Origin of the sequence: Proteus sp. fly-1013, assembly GCF_040140245.1 — a bacterium.
GTDB classification, from domain to species: domain Bacteria; phylum Pseudomonadota; class Gammaproteobacteria; order Enterobacterales; family Enterobacteriaceae; genus Proteus; species Proteus mirabilis_B.
The window spans coordinates 133,271-152,436 of record NZ_JBEEWD010000010.1; the positions used below are offsets into that span (position 1 = coordinate 133,271).

Genomic DNA, 19,166 nt, shown 5'->3' on the forward strand with positions numbered 1-19,166 from the left:
TGTTAGGTTGTATAAATATGGTAAACTAACATTGTTAGATATAAAAGAGGGAAATGAGAATTATTTATGAAAACACCTAAAATTGAACGGCTGAAAGTAGTAGATACCGCCCTTGCATTACTAGAGACGGAAGGTATTGAAGGCTTAACAATGCGTAAACTAGCGGATGCTTTACAGATAAAAGCAGCCTCCCTCTATTGGCACTTTGATAACAAACAGACGTTAATTGAAGGGATCGCGGATAGAATAGTCAGCGATGTTGCCGTAAATTTTGAATTTCATAATGATTGGAAAAAAGATATAACACGCCTTTCTTATGATTTAAGAAACGCATTTTTACGTCATAGGGACGGTGCCAGAGTATTTGCAGGTACTTATGTCATTTCTGAAAATGTATTACGTATAAATAATACTTTTATTAATGCAATTATGCAGTCAGGTACTTCAGCTCAATTAGCCAGCAAAATGACAATGGCGTTACTCTATTTTATTTTAGGATGTTGTATAGAACAACAATCCGTCATGCTCATTGAAAAAGCAGAATTAATGGATAAAAGAGAGGCATTTGAGCAATTAGTCCAAGATAAATTTCCTCAAACTTGGCAAGCAAGAGAGGTTCTTTTTGCTGATGATTTTACAAGTCGCTTCGAATTTGGATTAGAGCAATTATTGCTCGGTTTTCAGCATCAAATTAATTAGAATTGAAAAAATAGCCGCTTATAATAAGCGGCTATTTTATTTTCTTATTTTATAAATCAGACAGGACCATAGCTAATAGCGGTTGCGATACCAATCGCCGCCATACCAATCACGGTCCAAACCATCAAGATTGGGAAAACAAATTTAACCCAACGAGTCCAAGGCACTTTTCCTACGGCCAATACTGCCATTAATACGCCAGATGTTGGTGTAATTATGTTAGTAAATCCATCGCCTAATTTAAGGATCAATACACCAGTTTGGCGAGTGAGATCCAAGATATCTAAGATAGGTACCATAATTGGCATCACAATAGAAGCTTGTCCGGTTCCTGATGTTACCAATAAATTAAATAATAAATTAAAGAAATAAAGTAACTGCGCTCCCCAAAAATGAGAGGTTTGCTGTAATGGAACGAGTGTGGCTTGAACAATAGAATCCAGTACACGACCTTCATCTAAAATAACAATCACAGCTCTTGCAATACCGACGACTAATGCACCATAAACTAAGGATTGAGCGCCTTTCATAAAGGTTTTTATATAGTCATTAGGGCCAATTTTAAACATCGCTGCAACCACAACACTCATCATAATAAAGATGGCAGATAAGTGCTCAATTCCCCATTTATATTCAAATGCACCGTATAAAAACAATCCAATAAATGCAATAAAGACCACAAGACTCAATTTCTGCATTAAAGAGAAAGTACCGTCCACAGTTTGATCTTTGTTAGCATCATAATCAGGATCATCTGTTGCTAGTCCATACATATAACTTTTAGCTGGATTATTCGCGATACGTCTTGCATACCAAACAATATAAGCAATAGTGACCACAATCAGAACTGAGAATAATACAATTCTAAAAATCACACCTGAAAATAAAGGCACTTCAGCTAAGGTTTGTGCTGTACCCAAAATAGTAGGATCTAAAACACCAACTGCATTTCCTGCATAATATCCTAGGTAAACAACAGCAACTCCCGTTATGGCATCTAATTTCATTGAACGCGAAAGGGCTATTCCTATTGGAATAAAAGCAATAACCGCATTTGCAGCTAATCCTAATGATGAAAGCATTCCAAATATAAACGCAACGGTAATAATCAGTGCTTGATAATTACCTTTTGTTTTGACAATTAACGCATTGATCCCTGAATCAATAGCGCGAGTTCTATCATAAATAGCAATCGCACCACCAATCATAAAAATCAGAAAAATAATACTCGCTGACTGCTTTAATCCCACAGGAATGGCATAAAAAACATCCATTAATGATGCAGGGTTTTGGTCAACATAACCAAAACTACCCGGTACAACTCGATTTAGTCCATTTACTGTTTCGCGTTCGTAAGTGCCTGCAGGAATTAAATAAGTTGCAATAGCGGCTAAGATAACGATGCCAAAAATAATAATAAAAGCATCAGGCATAGCCCATTTTATTTTTTTATTCTTATCCATACATTCACCTTATTGAGACAAGCGCTTTAAAATATTGGCAAATAGCACCGTTCTTTCGGTTAATGAAGGCAAATCAATATATTCTTTATCGCTGTGTTGATATCCCCCAATAGGGCCTAAACCATCTACACTAGGTGTGCCAACCCCTGCTGTAAACGAAGCATCAGAGCCACCACCTGTTGAAATATCTTCAATATCAAGACCAAGCAGACGAGCTTGCTCTTTGATGATGTCAATTAATGCACTACTTTCAGGTGTTTTAACCATAGGAGGGCGATTAATACCACCATTAAGTGTAAGCTTAATTCCTTCTAATACAGGTTTGCTGCATACTTCTCTTACAAGTTTATCAATTTCAACACCTTGCTCATCGGTTGAAATACGAACGTCAATCTCAGCACGTGCATTAGGTGCGACGGTATTAACGGATGTACCACCAGAAATCAATCCTACGTTGACAGAAAGGCCGTTATCATGACGAGAAAGTGCGTGTAATGCTTGGATTTTATAAGAGAGCTCTTGAATAGCACTAATTCCCGCTTCTGGTGCAATACCAGAGTGAGATGCTTTACCTTCAATTAAAAGCTCATAAGTTCCCACACCTCGACGCGCACTCACAATCGCTCCATTAGCACGAGCTGGCTCCATCACTAAGGCATAGGATTTATTTTTGGCATACTGTTCAATCAGACCACGAGAAGTTTTTGAGCCAATTTCTTCATCACAATTTAAGAAGATTTCAACATTTTTATAAGCATTATTACCTGATTGCATAAGTGCATTGATAGCATAATAAGTCAGAACATGGCTGGCTTTCATATCAATAACACCAGGACCATAAGCACGAGTATCTTCGATACTAAATGGGCGTTCTGCCACTGTTCCTTTAGGAAAAACAGTATCAAGATGGGCAGCAATGAAAATCTGTGGATCTTTGGCTTCTTTATGAACTAAGCGATAATTATTGCCCAGTTTTTCATTATTAAAAACCTCAACAATAAAGCCTAATTGCTCATAACGTTGAATCAGTAAATTAGCAACGGCATCAACGCCCTCTTTATCATAAGATCCGCTTTCTGTGTTCACTAATTCTTTTAAAAATTCAACCATTTCATTGTATTGTGAATTAATTGTGTTTTGCATTTCTCTTACCTCTTGTAATTATAATTTGCAGTTTTTCTTAGCTTACTTTTGAGCTTTATTTCTCCTGAAAGAACTCGCTTATAAACTGCAATAAAACGCTAAAGAACGATCATTAGCGCTAATTTGTAATTTTCATTATTTATTAATAAATAAAACAACCTTAAACTTTACATATATTTAATATGATTGCATCTATTTTTTAAAATCATAACAACAATTAATTAAACTAGCGATAAACCGTAATTTGAAGAAATATGACTATTGAATAAGAGATCGGATGAGATAAGAGAATTAACCTGAATATTACTTGACTATTTAAATAAGAAATTAGACAAATAAAACATAAATTAATACTTCTCTAAATCAAATTAATACAGAAAGAATAAAACACAAATATAATAAAAATTTAAATTAAAGCATAATATTTATAAAAAATTATTTTAATAAAAAAAATAAATACCATTAAAAAACAATACATTACAATACATACCTTTATTTATTTTTAAAATATAAAATATATTTTAGATTTTACTATTTAATATTCTATTCCTAGAAAAGGTAAATAAACACTCCTATTGAATAAGCGGTTTAACTTTAGTGATTTATTCTATAAGTTAAGCCCTCTTCATCAATAATTATTAAACATTATTATTACTAAGATTATTGTTAATTCGCAACGCTAGCCTTATTTAATAAATATTATTTATAACTAAAGGCGAAAAACACTATAAATATAATAAAAAACCCAGTGATCTAATTAAGATTTCACTGGGTTTAAGTATAAATAACAATAAATTATTTATAAAAAGCTAATTTTTATTCAACTGTAACCGATTTTGCTAAGTTACGAGGTTGGTCTACGTCTGTGCCTTTAATTAAAGCAACATGATAAGACAACAACTGTAATGGTACGGTATAGAAAATCGGCGCGATAAGCTCTTCAACGTGAGGCAGTGAAATTAACTTCATCGTTTCGTTTTCTTCAAAGCCTGCATCTTGATCTGCAAACACATACAGTAAACCACCACGAGCCCGAACTTCTTCGATATTAGATTTTAATTTCTCTAATAACTCATTGTTTGGCGCAATGATAATAACCGGCATATCTGCATCAATTAAAGCTAATGGACCATGTTTTAATTCACCAGCAGCATATGCTTCAGCATGAATATAAGAGATCTCTTTTAGCTTTAATGCACCTTCTACCGCAATTGGGTATTGGTCGCCACGACCTAAGAATAAAGCATGGCTTTTTTCTGAGAAGTCTTCAGCCAACGCTTCAATCACTTTATCTTTCGATAACATACTTTCAATGCGGCTTGGCAATGCATGTAATGCTGTTGAAACTTCCTGTTCTAATGTCGCAACACCTTTAATACGTCCCATATATGCCACCAGCATTAATAGAACGGTTAACTGTGTTGTAAATGCTTTGGTTGATGCAACACCAATTTCAGCACCTGCTTTAGTCATTAAAACAAATTCAGACTCACGAACTAAAGAAGAGCCCGCGACGTTACAAATTGCTAAAGAAGATAAATAACCTAGCTCTTTAGATAAACGTAAAGCAGCTAATGTATCTGCTGTTTCACCTGATTGAGATAATGTGATCAGTAAGCTATTACGGCGAGTTGCTGGTTTGCGGTAGCGATATTCTGATGCAATTTCAACATCACAAGGAATACCAGCTAAAGATTCAAACCAATAACGAGAAACCATACCTGCGTTATAAGAAGTCCCGCAAGCTACAATTTGAATATGTTCAACTTTAGATAAGATCTCTTCAGCTTTAGACCCTAACTCACTGAGATCGATAGTTTCTGATTTTAAACGACCTTCAAGGGTATTTTTAATCGCCAGAGGCTGTTCGTAGATCTCTTTTTGCATGTAGTGGCGATAAACACCTTTATCACCCGCATCGTATTGAACATTTGATTCAATCGTATCACGATTAACTTCATTGCCATTCACATCAAAAACATGAACATGGCGACGAGTAATTTCAACAATATCCCCTTCTTCAAGGTAGATAAAGCGACGGGTAACAGGTAATAATGCCAATTGGTCAGAAGCAAGGAAGTTTTCACCTACGCCAAGACCTACCACCAGCGGACTACCAGAGCGAGCAGCGACTAATAACTCTGGTGTACGGCTATCCATAATCACAGTACCGTAAGCACCGCGTAATTGAGGAATAACGCGTTGTACAACTTCACGTAATGTACCACCTTGACGCTGTTCCCAGTTAACAAGGTGAGCAATCACTTCAGTGTCAGTTTGAGATGCAAACTGATACCCTTTTTTAATTAATTCTGCTTTCAGTTCTTGGTAGTTTTCGATAATACCATTGTGTACCACGGCAATAGTGCCAGATACATGAGGATGCGCATTATCTTCACAAGGTTCACCATGTGTTGCCCAACGTGTATGAGCAATACCTGTCCCACCAATCACTTGTGTCTTTTCTGCTTCTTCTGCCAGCATTTGTACTTTGCCAGCTTCACGCAGACGTGTCATTTTACAGTCATTATCCACAACCGCTAAACCCGCAGAATCATAACCGCGGTATTCTAAACGACGTAAGCCTTCAATTAAGATTTCAGCGATATCGCGTTGTGCAACTGCACCTACTATTCCACACATTGTGTTATTCCTAAAACTGTGCGTTTATTCGCACTTGGATGTCTTATACCTGATTGGTTTATTCCCCAAGCCATTGTAGAAAGCGGGGATATTTTTTGTTTTTAGAATAATAGCGTACAAGAAAAGGGCGCTAATTAAATATACGCCCTTATCTTAAAATTATTGTTTTTTCTTCACTGGACGTTTCCATCCGCTGATATGAGTTTGCTTAACTCGACTGATCACTAATTCGTTTTCATTCACGTTTTTAGTGAGCGTTGTTCCTGCACCAATGGTTGCTCCATTAGCAACCGTCACTGGCGCTACTAATTGGGTATCAGAACCGATAAAGACATCATCACCAATAACTGTTTTGAATTTATTCGCACCATCGTAGTTACAAGTGATAGTACCTGCACCAATATTAACGTTAGCGCCTACTTCAGTATCGCCTAAATAAGTCAGATGACCAGCTTTAGAGCCAACACCTAAACTTGCTTTTTTCATCTCAACAAAGTTACCAACGTGAGCTTTATCCGCTAATTCACTACCTGGGCGAAGACGTGCAAATGGTCCAACAGTACACTCTTGTGCTAAGTTTGCATCCTCGATCACCGTATATGGGCTAATAATCGAGTTATCACCAATCACACAGTTTTTCAGAACACAACCTGTACCAATTTCAACGTTATTTCCTAAAGTTACATCACCTTCAATAATAACGTTAGTATCAATCACGACATCTTTACCGTGAGTTAATGTGCCACGTAAATCAAAACGTGCAGGATCAAGTAACATAACGCCTTCTAATAATAAGCGTTCTGCTTGTTCTGTTTGGTAAATACGTTCTAATGCAGCCAGTTGTAAACGGTTATTCACGCCTTCCATTTCACTATGACGACGAGGATGAGCCGTTTCAATTTTACGACCTTCTTTATACGCTAACGCGATAATGTCAGTAATGTAATACTCTTTTTGTGCATTATTATTATTGAGTTTACCTAACCAACGTTTTAAATCACCACCGTTTGCTACTAAAATACCCGTGTTGATTTCAGTAATTTTGAGTTGTTCTTCAGAAGCATCTTTTTGTTCGATAATGCCAGTCACTTCGCCATTTTCACGAACAATACGACCATAGCCCGTTGGGTTATCTAAAATAACCGTTAATAAGCCAATACCGCCTTCTGGTTTTACTTCAATTAAACGTTCTAACGTTTCTTTAGTGATAAGTGGAACATCACCATAAAGCATCAGGATATCTTCATCATCAGCAAAGAAAGGCGCAGCTTGTTGCATTGCGTGACCTGTTCCTAGTTGCTCTGCTTGTAGTACCCAATTAACAGGTTGTGAACCTAATTTTTCTTTCATTAGTTCACCACCATGTCCATAGACAAGGTGTGTTTGTTGAGCACCTAATGACTTGGCAGTATCAATCACATGTTGAACCATGGATTTACCTGCAAGTTTATGAAGAACTTTAGGTAACTGTGAATACATGCGGGTGCCTTTTCCCGCAGCAAGAATAACAACGCTTTTAGCTGAATTAGACATAATTAACCCGATAACTCCCGTAAAGAATGGCAAGTAAACCTGTTTATGCCAAATAATACTACATATTTCGTCACACAAAATATTTCATGACGCAAAAAAGCCAGTTAGCTAAGAACCAACTGGCTTTTTTATTCATAGACTGCCTATTTACATCAACGACGAGTCAATTCGATTACACGTAGTTTTGCAATCGCTTTGGCTAATTCTGCTGATGCTTGAGCATAATCAACATCACCATGAGAGGATTGAATGTGTTCTTCAGCTTTACGCTTAGATTCCAACGCTTTCGCTTCATCCAAATCACGACCACGGATAGCTGTATCTGCCAGTACAATGACGCCAGTCGGCTGAACTTCGAGAATACCACCTGAAAGGTAGATAACCTCTTCTTCGCCCGATGTTTTAACGACACGTACCATGCCCGGTTTTATGGCAGTTAATAACGGGGTATGCTGCGGATAAATACCGAGCTCACCTTCGCTACCAGTTACCTGAATTCGTTTGACTTCGCCGTCATATAACTGCTTTTCAGCGCTGACAACTTTCAGGTGGAACGATGTATCGGCCATATCAACCTCCCGTCAGCCGTATTAAAGCTTCTTAGCTTTTTCTACTGCTTCTTCGATAGTACCAACCATGTAGAACGCCTGCTCTGGCAGGTGGTCATAATCACCGTTCAGAATACCTTTAAAGCCACGGATAGTGTCTTTCAGGGAAACGAACTTACCTGGTGAACCGGTAAATACTTCAGCAACGAAGAATGGCTGAGACAGGAAGCGCTGGATCTTACGCGCACGCGCAACAACCAGTTTATCTTCTTCTGACAGTTCATCCATACCTAAGATAGCGATGATGTCTTTCAGTTCCTGATAACGTTGCAGGATAGACTGAACACCACGAGCGACATCATAGTGCTCTTGGCCAACTACCAGTGGGTCTAACTGACGACTGGTTGAATCCAGTGGGTCAACCGCAGGGTAGATACCTAATGAAGCAATTTGACGGCTCAGTACAACGGTCGCATCTAAGTGAGCAAACGTTGTTGCTGGTGATGGGTCAGTTAAGTCATCCGCAGGTACGTATACAGCCTGTACAGAGGTGATTGAACCCGTTTTGGTTGAAGTGATACGTTCTTGTAGAACACCCATCTCTTCAGCCAATGTTGGCTGGTAACCTACCGCTGATGGCATACGACCTAACAGTGCTGATACTTCAGTACCTGCTAAGGTGTAACGATAGATGTTATCGACGAATAACAGTACGTCACGGCCTTCATCACGGAATTTTTCAGCCATAGTCAGACCAGTCAGTGCTACACGCAGACGGTTTCCTGGTGGCTCATTCATCTGACCATAAACTAACGATACTTTGTCAAGAACGTTAGAATCTGTCATTTCATGATAGAAGTCGTTACCCTCACGAGTACGCTCACCAACACCGGCAAATACAGAGTAACCTGAGTGCTCGATCGCGATGTTACGGATCAATTCCATCATGTTAACTGTTTTACCAACACCCGCACCACCGAACAGACCTACTTTACCACCTTTAGCAAACGGACAGATTAAGTCCATTACTTTGATACCGGTTTCAAGCAGTTCTTGTGAGTTTGATAACTCTTCGTAGGTTGGTGCTTCACGGTGGATAGACCAACGTTCTTCAGTTGCAATATCACCTTTCATATCGATAGGTGTACCCAGAACGTTCATGATACGTCCTAGTGTTGCTTTACCTACTGGTACTTCAATTGGGTGGCCCAAGTTTTCAACTTTTAAGCCACGGCTTAAACCGTCTGATGTACCCATTGCGATACAACGAACGATACCACCGCCTAACTGTTGCTGAACTTCCAGCACCAGTTTTTCTTTACCATTCATAACCTCAAGAGCGTCGTATACTTTAGGGACGCTATCCTGAGGGAACTCGGCGTCCACTACGGCGCCGATTACCTGGACAATCTTTCCAGTAGCCATCTTGAATCCTCTACGTAATTCGTAAACCTAGCTGTTATACCGCGGCTGCACCAGACACAATTTCTGTAAGTTCCTGAGTAATGCTTGCTTGGCGTGCTTTGTTGTACACCAATTGCAGTTCTTTAATCAGGTTACCACCGTTATCTGTAGCGGCTTTCATCGCGACCATTCGGGCGGCCTGCTCACTCGCTAAGTTCTCTACGACGCTCTGGTAAACTTGCGATTCGATATAACGACGCAGTAAAGTATCCAGTAACGCCTTAGGATCAGGTTCGTACAGATAATCCCAAGATTTTTCTTTCAGCTCTTCGTCATCACCTGGTGGTAATGGTAAAACCTGAAGAATTTTAGGCTCTTGAGCCATGGTATTGATGAACTTATTTGCCACCACATACAGTTTATCTAAACGACCTTCGTCATAAGCCTGCAACATGATATTGACTGGACCGATAAGGTCTGACAGTTTTGGATCATCACCCATACCAGTTACTTGACCAACAACATTCCCGCCTACTGAGCCAAAGAATGAAGCGGCTTTAGAACCGATTAGTGCTAAATCTACCTGCACACCTTTTTCAGACCACTCTTTCATGTCTGCCAGCAGTTTTTTGAACAAGTTAATGTTCAAACCACCACACAAACCACGGTCGGTCGAAACAACCAGGTACCCGACACGTTTAACTTCACGCTCTTCGAGGTATGGATGTTTGTATTCCAGATTCCCTAACGCAAGGTGACCAATCACACTGCGCATGGTTTCTGCATAAGGACGGCTGGCTGCCATGCGTTCCTGCGTTTTACGCATTTTCGACGCGGCGACCATCTCCATCGCTTTAGTGATCTTCTGTGTGTTTTGCACACTGGCGATCTTCGAACGTATCTCTTTTGCGCCGGCCATTTCTGCTTCTCCTCATGAACCAGACGGCCTAATGTTTAACTATTAGGCCGAATAGTTATTACCAGGACTGAGTCGCTTTGAAGTTTTCTAGCACGCCTTTCAGCTTCGCTTCGATTTCTTCGTTATAAGTACCAGTCTGGTTGATTTCTTTCAATAAATCAGCATGTTCACGAGAGGCATAAGCTAATAAAGCCGCTTCAAATGGCACAACTTTTGAAATTTCAACATCTTCCAGATAACCACGTTCTGCTGCAAACAGTGATAAAGACTGTTGTGCGACAGACATTGGTTCGTACTGTTTCTGTTTCAGCAATTCAGTCACTTTCTGACCGTGGTTCAATTGTTTACGGGTAGCATCATCCAGATCTGAAGCGAACTGTGAGAATGCTGCCAGCTCACGATACTGCGCAAGTGCAGTACGGATACCACCAGAAAGTTTCTTCATGATCTTAGTCTGAGCTGCACCACCCACACGAGATACGGAGATCCCTGGGTTAACAGCTGGACGGATACCTGCGTTAAACAGGTTAGATTCTAAGAAGATCTGACCATCGGTAATAGAGATTACGTTCGTAGGAACGAATGCAGAAACGTCCCCTGCTTGCGTTTCGATAATTGGTAACGCAGTCAGAGAGCCGGTTTTACCTTTAACTTCACCATTAGTGAAAGCTTCTACGTACTCAGCATTAACGCGAGCAGCACGCTCCAGTAAACGGGAGTGCAGATAGAAAACGTCACCAGGGTATGCTTCACGTCCAGGTGGACGACGAAGTAACAGTGAAATTTGACGGTATGCGACAGCCTGTTTAGACAGGTCATCATAAATAATCAGGGCATCTTCACCACGGTCACGGAAGTATTCACCCATTGCGCAACCTGAATAAGGTGCTAGGTATTGCAGCGCTGCTGATTCTGATGCAGAAGCAACAACAACAATGGTGTTTTCTAACGCGCCATGTTCTTCTAATTTACGAACAACGTTCGAAATAGTAGAGGCTTTCTGACCGATAGCGACATAGATACATTTAATGCCAGAGTCGCGTTGGTTGATGATCGCATCGACAGCCAGAGCAGTTTTACCTGTTTGACGGTCACCAATGATCAATTCACGCTGACCACGACCGATTGGGATCATGGCATCGACGGATTTGTAACCTGTTTGTACAGGCTGATCAACTGATTGACGGTCGATAACACCAGGAGCAATCATCTCAACAGGTGAGAATCCATCATGCTCTACTGCACCCTTACCATCAATCGGCTCACCCAGTGTGTTTACCACACGGCCAAGCAGACCACGCCCTACAGGTACTTCCAGAATACGACCTGTACATTTAACTTTCATGCCTTCTGCTAAGTCAGCATAAGGACCCATCACAACCGCACCAACAGAGTCGCGCTCTAAGTTCAGTGCGATAGCGAAACGGTTACCCGGCAGTGCGATCATCTCACCCTGCATAACTTCGGCTAAACCGTGGATACGAATGATACCGTCACTAACGGATACAATCGTACCTTCATTGTGAGCTTCACTCACTACATTGAACTGAGCAATGCGCTGCTTGATCAGTTCGCTGATTTCAGTGGAATTCAGTTGCATATGCTCCAGTCCCCTTAAGACTGCAAGACGTCCGTTAATCGCTCTAAACGGCCACGAATACTGCCATCGATGACGAGGTCACCGGCGCGTATAATCATGCCTGCGATAACAGACTTATCAATTTTGCAATTCAGCTTCACTTTGCGTGATAGACGTTTTTCCATCGCTGCAGAAATGTTAGCTAGCTGCTGTTTAGTTAGCTCAATGGCAGAAGTTACTTCAACGTCAACCGTTGACTCTAGTACTGCGCGCAATTGAATAAATTGGCTCAATACTTCAGGCAACGTTGATAAACGGCCATTATCAGCCATAACACGAATTAAATTCTGAGCATGACCATCTAATTGTTCGCCACAAAGGTCGACAAAGATGTCAGCCAGTTTTTCTGATGCTAAAGAACCAGAAAGTAATTCGGTTACCTGCTCATTGCGTGCTACTTCAGCGGTGAACGCCAGCATAACCTGCCATTTATCGACAGCCTGGTTTTCCACAGCAAAGTCAAAAGCTGCTTTGGCGTAGGGGCGAGCTACCGTTGCTATTTCAGACATGCCCCTCCCTCCTTACAGTTCAGCGACCAGTTTATCAACGATGTCGCTATTAGCAGCTTCATCCACGGAACGTTCAATAATTTTCTCGGCACCTGCGATAGCCAGCATTGCGACTTGTTTACGAAGTTCTTCACGAGCACGTTTACGCTCTGCATCCAATTCGGATTGAGCTTGTGCAACGATCTTACTACGTTCTTGCTCTGCTTCTGCTTTAGCATCTTCAATCATTTGAGTGCGTTGTTTATTCGCGGATTCAATGATTGCTTGAGCTTCTGCTTTTGCTTTCGCTAGCTGATCGCCTGCATCGGCTTTCGCTAAATCTAAGTCCTTTTTAGCACGTTCTGCAGATGATAAACCGTCAGCAATTTCTTTTTGACGTTTTTCAATGGCCGCCATAATTGGTGGCCATACGAATTTCATACAGAACAAAACAAACAGGACAAATGCGACGGCCTGGCCGAGGATTGTTGCATTTAAATTCACAGCACAATACCTCTTTCTTGGTTATTAACTAACTTGATGCTTTTACTGCTCATTGCCATCATTAGGCAACAGCAAACATCACGTAAAGGCCCAGACCCACAGCAATCATTGGGATGGCGTCAACCAGACCCATAACGATAAAGAACTGTGTACGCAGAAGAGGGATCAGATCAGGCTGACGAGCAGCACCTTCTAAAAATTTGCCTCCGAGGATTCCGATACCGATTGCAGCACCGATTGCAGCTAAACCCATCATAATAGCGGCAGCCATGTACAGCAGATCCATACTCAGGTTTTCCATGACAGTCTCCAGTTTGTTTCAGTTATTTCTTCAAAGAGTTAATAATTAATGTTCTTCAGATGCCATCGACAGATAGACAATCGTTAGAACCATGAAAATAAATGCTTGTAACGTAATAATCAGTATGTGGAATATTGCCCAAGGAAGGCTTAATAACCACTGTGACCACCACGGTAACAGACCAGCAATAAGAATAAAGATCAGTTCACCTGCATACATGTTACCAAACAGTCGAAGACCGAGGGAAACAGGTTTTGATAGCAGGCTTACCCCTTCCAAGATTAAGTTGACAGGAATAAAAATTGGGTGATTAAAAGGCTGTAAAGTCAGCTCTTTTGTAAACCCTTTTATGCCTTTCATCTTAATGCTATAGAAAAGGATCAGGATAAATACACCAATTGCCATCGATAGAGTAATACTCACGTCCGCAGTCGGAACGATGCGTAACGCTGGTAACCCTAAGATGTGTTCACCGATATAAGGGATGAAGTCGATTGGTAATAAATCCAGGGCATTCATTAACAGCACCCAAACGAACACAGTCAATGCCAAAGGTGCAATGACCTTGCTCTTTCCGTGATACATATCACGGACGCTGCTATCAACGAAACCGATGATCATTTCTACTGCAGTCTGGAATTTTCCCGGTACGCCACTGGTTGCTCTTACTGCTACTTTTCTAAACAGCCATAGGAATAGTGCTCCCATCAGTACTGAAAAGAAAAGTGAGTCAATATTTAACACCCAGAATGATGGCGCATTTTCAGCATGGGGATTGACCAACTCGAAAGTACGCAGGTCCAACTGAAGGTTATTCAGGTGGTGACCTATGTAGTCTCTAGTGGTTAATGCTTCTCCTGATGCAGACATGATGCCAATTACCCTTTTGTTGTTAAAAACGCTAACCGTTAATGACGGCTGGTGCAACGACCTGCATAACAAGCACCGCTAAGTAGGTCATGACCAGTGGTGCAAATGCCGCTTTAAACACTCCTAAAGCAACAATCAGCAAGGCTATTGATAATATAACCTTCAACCCTTCACTGAAAGCAAAAAGCCAGTTTATGCGAACTGGAGCTTCTTCTTCGTTGACTTTTTGTAAGCGCATTAACAAAAGAAAAGCAATATTGGGTAACCAACATGCCAATCCGCCTAAAAAAGCCGAAAAACTCCAGTCTGTACTCTTTAAGTAGAAACTCGCACTGAGAATAACAAAAGTCATAAACTGCAAAAATAACAGTTTCAGTGCAACTTTCCCGTTGTAGAGAGAGACAGACATGACGTTTGTATTCTCCAGACTAGCTATCGTAAAAGGTATTACTGAATGATGTATCAAACTGTCTTTGCTATAAAGTGTCAAGTGACAAAAACGAGCAAATTATACGGGGCGTGGCAATGAATTCAATCAATAAGTAGCGAAAAAGTGAAGATTAATTTAAATTTCTTACCAAGGTTCCATTTATGAAAAATGATTAAGAACAAAAAGAGTAAAAATAATAGTGCTGAAGAAAATAAATAGCGTGACATACATCACAAATATAAAAGTATAAATAAAGCTTATTTCATAAAATATATAACAGAGTTAACAATTAAACTCCCTTTTATGAACAATTTAGTGGCAATTGAAAAATAATTAGCCAATTTTCAATTAAATAAATTCAATATTTTTATAATGCACAGAATTATTAATTTATTTTGGAAATAAAAAGAGAAAAACTGAGGTTACAAAGAGAATTAAAGTAAAAGATAATAAATTGTTAATTTATTGTTTTATTGAGGTGAATTTTAATGACTCTCATAAATCCCCATAAAACAAATGGCGATAACATTGTAAATATTATCGCCAGAGCACAAAAAATGAAAAAAGGATCTGTGAGACTCAAGATATTTGATTAAATAATCACCAAGTGTCTTTGTTCATTCAATTCAGGTATCGATAAGCTAATCACTTTTTTAGGCATTTTTAATCCATTATCAGCAAGTTCATCTAACTCTTCTTGATGAATTTGTCCTTTCAATGCATAAAAACGACCATGTTCTTCAGTCACTAAATGAGAGCACCAAGAGAGCATATCGTTCATAGAGGCAAATGCTCGACTGATAACGCCATCAAAAGGCTTCTCTGTTTGGTATTCTTCAACGCGATATTGAACAGGTTCGATATTATCAAGTCCTAGTTCGTGTTGAACTTGCTTCATAAAGCGAACGCGTTTACCTAAGCTATCCAATAATACAAAGTGGTGATCGGGACGCATTATCGCCAGTGGAATACCGGGCAATCCAGGGCCTGTTCCCACATCAATAAATCTTTCACCTTCAAGATATTGACTCACAACAATGCTATCCAAAATATGACGGATAAGCATTTGCTGTGGATCTCTTACAGAGGTGAGGTTGTAAGCTTTATTCCATTTATCAAGCATCGCGACATAACCCGTAAGTTTATCAGCTTGAATATCTGTAAGCTCAATATTGGCTTGCTTAGCCAGCTTTTTTAGCCGATTAAGTAAGTCACTCATGATGCACTCCTGCGTAATAGACCTTGTTTTTTCAACCAAACTAATAAAATGGAAATAGCAGCAGGCGTGACTCCTGAGATCCGCGATGCTTGTCCGATCGATGTCGGTTTGTGATCGTTAAGTTTTGCAATAACTTCGTTAGATAATCCGCTAACTTGTTTATAGTCCAGATCAATCGGTAACGCGGCATTTTCATTGCGTAGCTGCTTTTCGATCTCTTCTTGCTGGCGATTAATGTAGCCTTCGTACTTAACTTGGATCTCAACTTGTTCAGCAGCTTGCGGTTTTGAATCATCAATACCCGGTGCAAAACGAGTGATGTTTTTCAGTATGTCGTAAGTCATTTCTGGGCGGCGTAATAAATCTTCACCATTAGCTTCTTTAGATAATGGCGTATTCAGCAATTCATTGATTTCTGAAAGATTATCAGCTTGTGGATGAACCCAAATATTTCTTAAACGTTGACGTTCTTTTTCGACAAGCTCAACTTTTTCACTAAATTGTGCCCAACGGTTGTCATCAACCATACCTAATTCACGACCAATTTCAGTTAGACGTAAATCAGCATTATCTTCACGTAACATCAAGCGATATTCAGCACGAGAAGTAAACATGCGGTATGGCTCTTTTGTACCAAGAGTACAAAGATCGTCAACTAACACACCAATGTATGCTTGATCACGACGTGGGAACCAACCTTCTTGATCGAAGGCATAACGTGCCGCATTAAGACCTGCAAGCATACCTTGAGCAGCAGCTTCTTCATAACCGGTTGTACCGTTAATTTGGCCAGCAAAGAATAACCCGTTGATAAATTTGCTTTCTAGAGTTTGTTTTAGATCTCTAGGATCGAAGAAGTCATATTCAATAGCATAGCCAGGTCTAATGATCTTCGCATTTTCCATACCTTTCATGGAATTTACGATTTGCATTTGAACATCAAAAGGTAAGCTCGTTGAAATCCCATTTGGGTAAATTTCGTTACTTGTTAAACCTTCTGGCTCTAAAAAGATTTGATGTGAGTTACGATCAGCAAATCTCATCACTTTATCTTCAATAGATGGGCAATAACGAGGCCCTATTCCTTCGATGACACCGGCATACATTGGGCTACGATCGAGGTTATTACGAATAACATCGTGCGTTTTTTCGTTTGTGTATGTGATATGGCAAGGCATTTGTTCAGGATGCTGATCCACATTACCTAAAAACGAGAAAACAGGCATTGGAGTATCACCCAATTGAACAGCTAATTGGCTGAAATCGATAGTTCTCGCATCAATACGGGGTGGTGTACCTGTTTTTAAACGACCTACACGTAGAGGTAATTCGCGTAGTCGGTGTGATAACGAAACTGATGGAGGATCACCAGCACGACCACCACTGTAATTTTCTAAACCAATATGGATTTTTCCATCAAGGAAAGTACCAACGGTTAAAACAACAGATTTAGCTCGGAATTTTAAGCCCATGCGAGTGACAGCACCTGTCACTTGGTCGTTTTCAACAATGAGATCTTCAACAGGTTGTTGGAAGATCATTAAATTAGGTTGATTTTCAAGAGTAGTACGAACAGCTTGGCGATAAAGAACACGGTCAGCTTGTGCTCTTGTTGCTCTTACAGCTGGGCCCTTACTTGCGTTAAGGGTTCTGAATTGGATCCCTGCATGGTCAATAGCGGTTGCCATTAATCCACCCATGGCATCGATCTCTTTTACCAGATGCCCTTTACCAATCCCACCAATAGCTGGGTTACAAGACATTTGGCCCAAAGTATCAATATTGTGGGTCAGTAATAGGGTTTGACGCCCCATACGAGCTGCAGCCATAGCGGCTTCTGTACCGGCGTGACCACCACCGATGACAATGACGTCAAAGTGTTCTGGATAAAACATGTGTGAACCTTAAATGTTACGAATGCTGAATGTGTTGCATTGGGAAAACGAATTCTACTCAACTTTTTGACAGATACAAGCGAGCAGATCCGCAGGTAATTATTTAAAGATCTTTTTATTTAAAGATCTCTTTATTAGATCTTTTATTAGGGAAGCGATCCTCTGTGGATAAGTGGATTTTCTATTTAAAGATCATAAAAGTGTAAAGGATCATATACTGTGAATGATCCGTGATCTATCTGCTGATAAGCTGGGATCAAAATGACGACTTATACACAGGTCATTTCTTGATATAGCCTTATACAATGGATAACTACGGGTTAACCCCTGCTTTTAAGCAGAGTTATCCACATTCGTTTGCTGCTTTTTTGTGCAAATTAAAGTAAATTTTTCCAAGATGCTATCCATTCTTCTGCTGGATCTTCCGGAATGTCGTACTTTTGAATATCAATTTCGAGACGATCGCCAAGGCGAGTTGCCCCTTTTTCCACCAATTTTTGATCCAATGTTCTGATCGCACCGCAGAAAGTGTCATATTCACTACTTCCTATGCCGATCGCACCAAAGGTGACATTACTAAGATCAACGGAATCAGCAGATATCTCATTAGCAAAAGGCAGTAGGTTGTCAGGAATATCACCCGCACCATGCGTTGATGTGACCACCAGCCAGATCCCTTCATTTGGAAGATCATTAAGAGAAGGTCCATGGTGCAGATCTGTCTCAAATCCTTCATCAGATAAGATCTCTGCAAGGTGTTCTGCGACATATTCAGCACTACCCATGGTACTGCCACTAATAAGAGTGACTTTTTTCATTAATGATCTCCTTATATTCAAGACGCGCTATTGTACGCTGTGAATCACTTGGGATCTACCTGTGGATAATGTGGTTATAAAAAAAAATAAGAATTTACCCTTATGGCTTGATCGTCCTTATTATCGGGTTTTGCAGAGAGATCAGGGTTTCTGTTGACTGAATTTCATCGATTGTCTGGATTTTGTTGATAAGTACGTCTTGTAAGGCTTCTATACTTTTACACATAACCTTCGTAAAAATACTGTATTGCCCTGTTGTGTAGTACACCTCTACAACTTCATCTAACTTATCTAGTTTATCTAATGCAGTGTGATAGTCTTTTGCGCTCTTAAGAATAATGCCAATAAAGCAGCAGACATCAAAACCGAGTTGCTTTTCACTAATATCAACTCGAGTTCCTGTAATAATTCCCGCCTGCTTCATTTTCTCAACTCGAACATGAATTGTGCCTGGGCTAACTTCGAATTTTTTGGCCAATTCAGCGTAAGGTGTTCTCGCATTCGCCATTAATGCGTGAAGTATGTCACGATCGAGATTATCGATCTGATAAATATTGTCCATAAATTCCCTCTGTTTTTAACGATAATACATTTTTATAGCGTTATTTTTAACGATTTAAAACAAGCAAGGCTATTTTTAATGAAGTATA

At 39.9% G+C, this 19,166-nt stretch carries 18 protein-coding genes; 1 reads left to right on the top strand and 17 read right to left on the bottom strand.

Annotation, left to right across the window (positions count from 1 at the left end; genetic code table 11):
* Positions 1-66: 66 nt before the first annotated feature.
* Complete coding sequence (locus ABN236_RS17385) at positions 67-699, top strand: TetR/AcrR family transcriptional regulator C-terminal domain-containing protein (RefSeq protein ID WP_075674273.1); 633 nt, start codon at positions 67-69, stop codon at positions 697-699.
* A 56-nt stretch (positions 700-755) separates the two neighbouring features.
* Here the strand turns inward: ABN236_RS17385 and ABN236_RS17390 are convergent, their stop codons facing one another.
* The 17 genes from ABN236_RS17390 to asnC all read right to left on the bottom strand — a co-directional run bounded on the left by ABN236_RS17390 (position 756) and on the right by asnC (position 19,078).
* Positions 756-2,162, bottom strand: coding sequence for a YfcC family protein (locus tag ABN236_RS17390; protein ID WP_102949440.1), 1,407 nt, complete (start codon positions 2,160-2,162; stop codon positions 756-758).
* Between the two features lie 9 nt (positions 2,163-2,171).
* Positions 2,172-3,305 (bottom strand): M20 family metallopeptidase, encoded by a 1,134-nt coding sequence (locus ABN236_RS17395; protein ID WP_349474499.1) that lies wholly within the window; start codon positions 3,303-3,305, stop codon positions 2,172-2,174.
* A gap of 816 nt (positions 3,306-4,121) precedes the next feature.
* The gene (gene glmS, locus ABN236_RS17400) at positions 4,122-5,948 is read right to left on the bottom strand and encodes a glutamine--fructose-6-phosphate transaminase (isomerizing) (RefSeq protein ID WP_349474500.1); all 1,827 of its coding nucleotides are present in this window, start codon (positions 5,946-5,948) and stop codon (positions 4,122-4,124) included.
* Positions 5,949-6,107: 159 nt separating this feature from the next.
* On the bottom strand, positions 6,108-7,481 hold the full coding sequence (gene glmU, locus ABN236_RS17405; RefSeq protein WP_098941544.1) for a bifunctional UDP-N-acetylglucosamine diphosphorylase/glucosamine-1-phosphate N-acetyltransferase GlmU: 1,374 nt from the start codon (positions 7,479-7,481) through the stop codon (positions 6,108-6,110).
* 152 nt (positions 7,482-7,633) lie between these two features.
* Positions 7,634-8,050, bottom strand: coding sequence for a F0F1 ATP synthase subunit epsilon (locus ABN236_RS17410; RefSeq protein ID WP_006534340.1), 417 nt, complete (start codon positions 8,048-8,050; stop codon positions 7,634-7,636).
* 21 nt (positions 8,051-8,071) lie between these two features.
* On the bottom strand, positions 8,072-9,454 hold the full coding sequence (gene atpD / locus ABN236_RS17415) for a F0F1 ATP synthase subunit beta (protein WP_023583323.1): 1,383 nt from the start codon (positions 9,452-9,454) through the stop codon (positions 8,072-8,074).
* Positions 9,455-9,488: 34 nt separating this feature from the next.
* Entirely contained in the window at positions 9,489-10,352 is an 864-nt protein-coding gene (gene atpG / locus ABN236_RS17420; RefSeq protein WP_006534342.1) for a F0F1 ATP synthase subunit gamma, read from the bottom strand.
* Between the two features lie 58 nt (positions 10,353-10,410).
* A complete protein-coding gene (atpA, locus tag ABN236_RS17425; protein WP_006534343.1) occupies positions 10,411-11,952 on the bottom strand; it encodes a F0F1 ATP synthase subunit alpha in 1,542 nt (513 codons plus the stop codon).
* Positions 11,953-11,966: 14 nt separating this feature from the next.
* Positions 11,967-12,500, bottom strand: coding sequence for a F0F1 ATP synthase subunit delta (gene atpH / locus ABN236_RS17430; RefSeq protein WP_006534344.1), 534 nt, complete (start codon positions 12,498-12,500; stop codon positions 11,967-11,969).
* Between the two features lie 12 nt (positions 12,501-12,512).
* Positions 12,513-12,983 (bottom strand): F0F1 ATP synthase subunit B, encoded by a 471-nt coding sequence (gene atpF, locus ABN236_RS17435; protein WP_036914499.1) that lies wholly within the window; start codon positions 12,981-12,983, stop codon positions 12,513-12,515.
* Between the two features lie 61 nt (positions 12,984-13,044).
* On the bottom strand, positions 13,045-13,284 hold the full coding sequence (gene atpE, locus ABN236_RS17440) for a F0F1 ATP synthase subunit C (protein ID WP_004246596.1): 240 nt from the start codon (positions 13,282-13,284) through the stop codon (positions 13,045-13,047).
* Positions 13,285-13,329: 45 nt separating this feature from the next.
* Positions 13,330-14,154: a F0F1 ATP synthase subunit A gene (gene atpB, locus ABN236_RS17445; protein WP_072071088.1), complete on the bottom strand. Its 825-nt coding sequence runs from the start codon at positions 14,152-14,154 to the stop codon at positions 13,330-13,332.
* Between the two features lie 31 nt (positions 14,155-14,185).
* Complete coding sequence (gene atpI, locus ABN236_RS17450) at positions 14,186-14,563, bottom strand: F0F1 ATP synthase subunit I (protein WP_098941545.1); 378 nt, start codon at positions 14,561-14,563, stop codon at positions 14,186-14,188.
* Between the two features lie 613 nt (positions 14,564-15,176).
* Positions 15,177-15,803, bottom strand: a complete 627-nt coding sequence (gene rsmG / locus ABN236_RS17455) for a 16S rRNA (guanine(527)-N(7))-methyltransferase RsmG (protein ID WP_349474501.1) — start codon at positions 15,801-15,803, stop codon at positions 15,177-15,179.
* Positions 15,800-17,698 (bottom strand): tRNA uridine-5-carboxymethylaminomethyl(34) synthesis enzyme MnmG, encoded by a 1,899-nt coding sequence (mnmG, locus tag ABN236_RS17460; protein ID WP_088494185.1) that lies wholly within the window; start codon positions 17,696-17,698, stop codon positions 15,800-15,802. Before mnmG ends, rsmG begins: the two co-directional genes overlap by 4 nt.
* Before the next feature lie 377 nt (positions 17,699-18,075).
* Positions 18,076-18,516 carry an FMN-binding protein MioC gene (mioC, locus tag ABN236_RS17465; RefSeq protein ID WP_088494186.1) on the bottom strand — a complete coding sequence of 147 codons (441 nt, stop codon included), beginning with the start codon at positions 18,514-18,516 and terminating at the stop codon, positions 18,076-18,078.
* A gap of 100 nt (positions 18,517-18,616) precedes the next feature.
* A complete protein-coding gene (asnC, locus tag ABN236_RS17470) occupies positions 18,617-19,078 on the bottom strand; it encodes a transcriptional regulator AsnC (RefSeq protein WP_023583317.1) in 462 nt (153 codons plus the stop codon).
* Positions 19,079-19,166 lie beyond the last annotated feature (88 nt).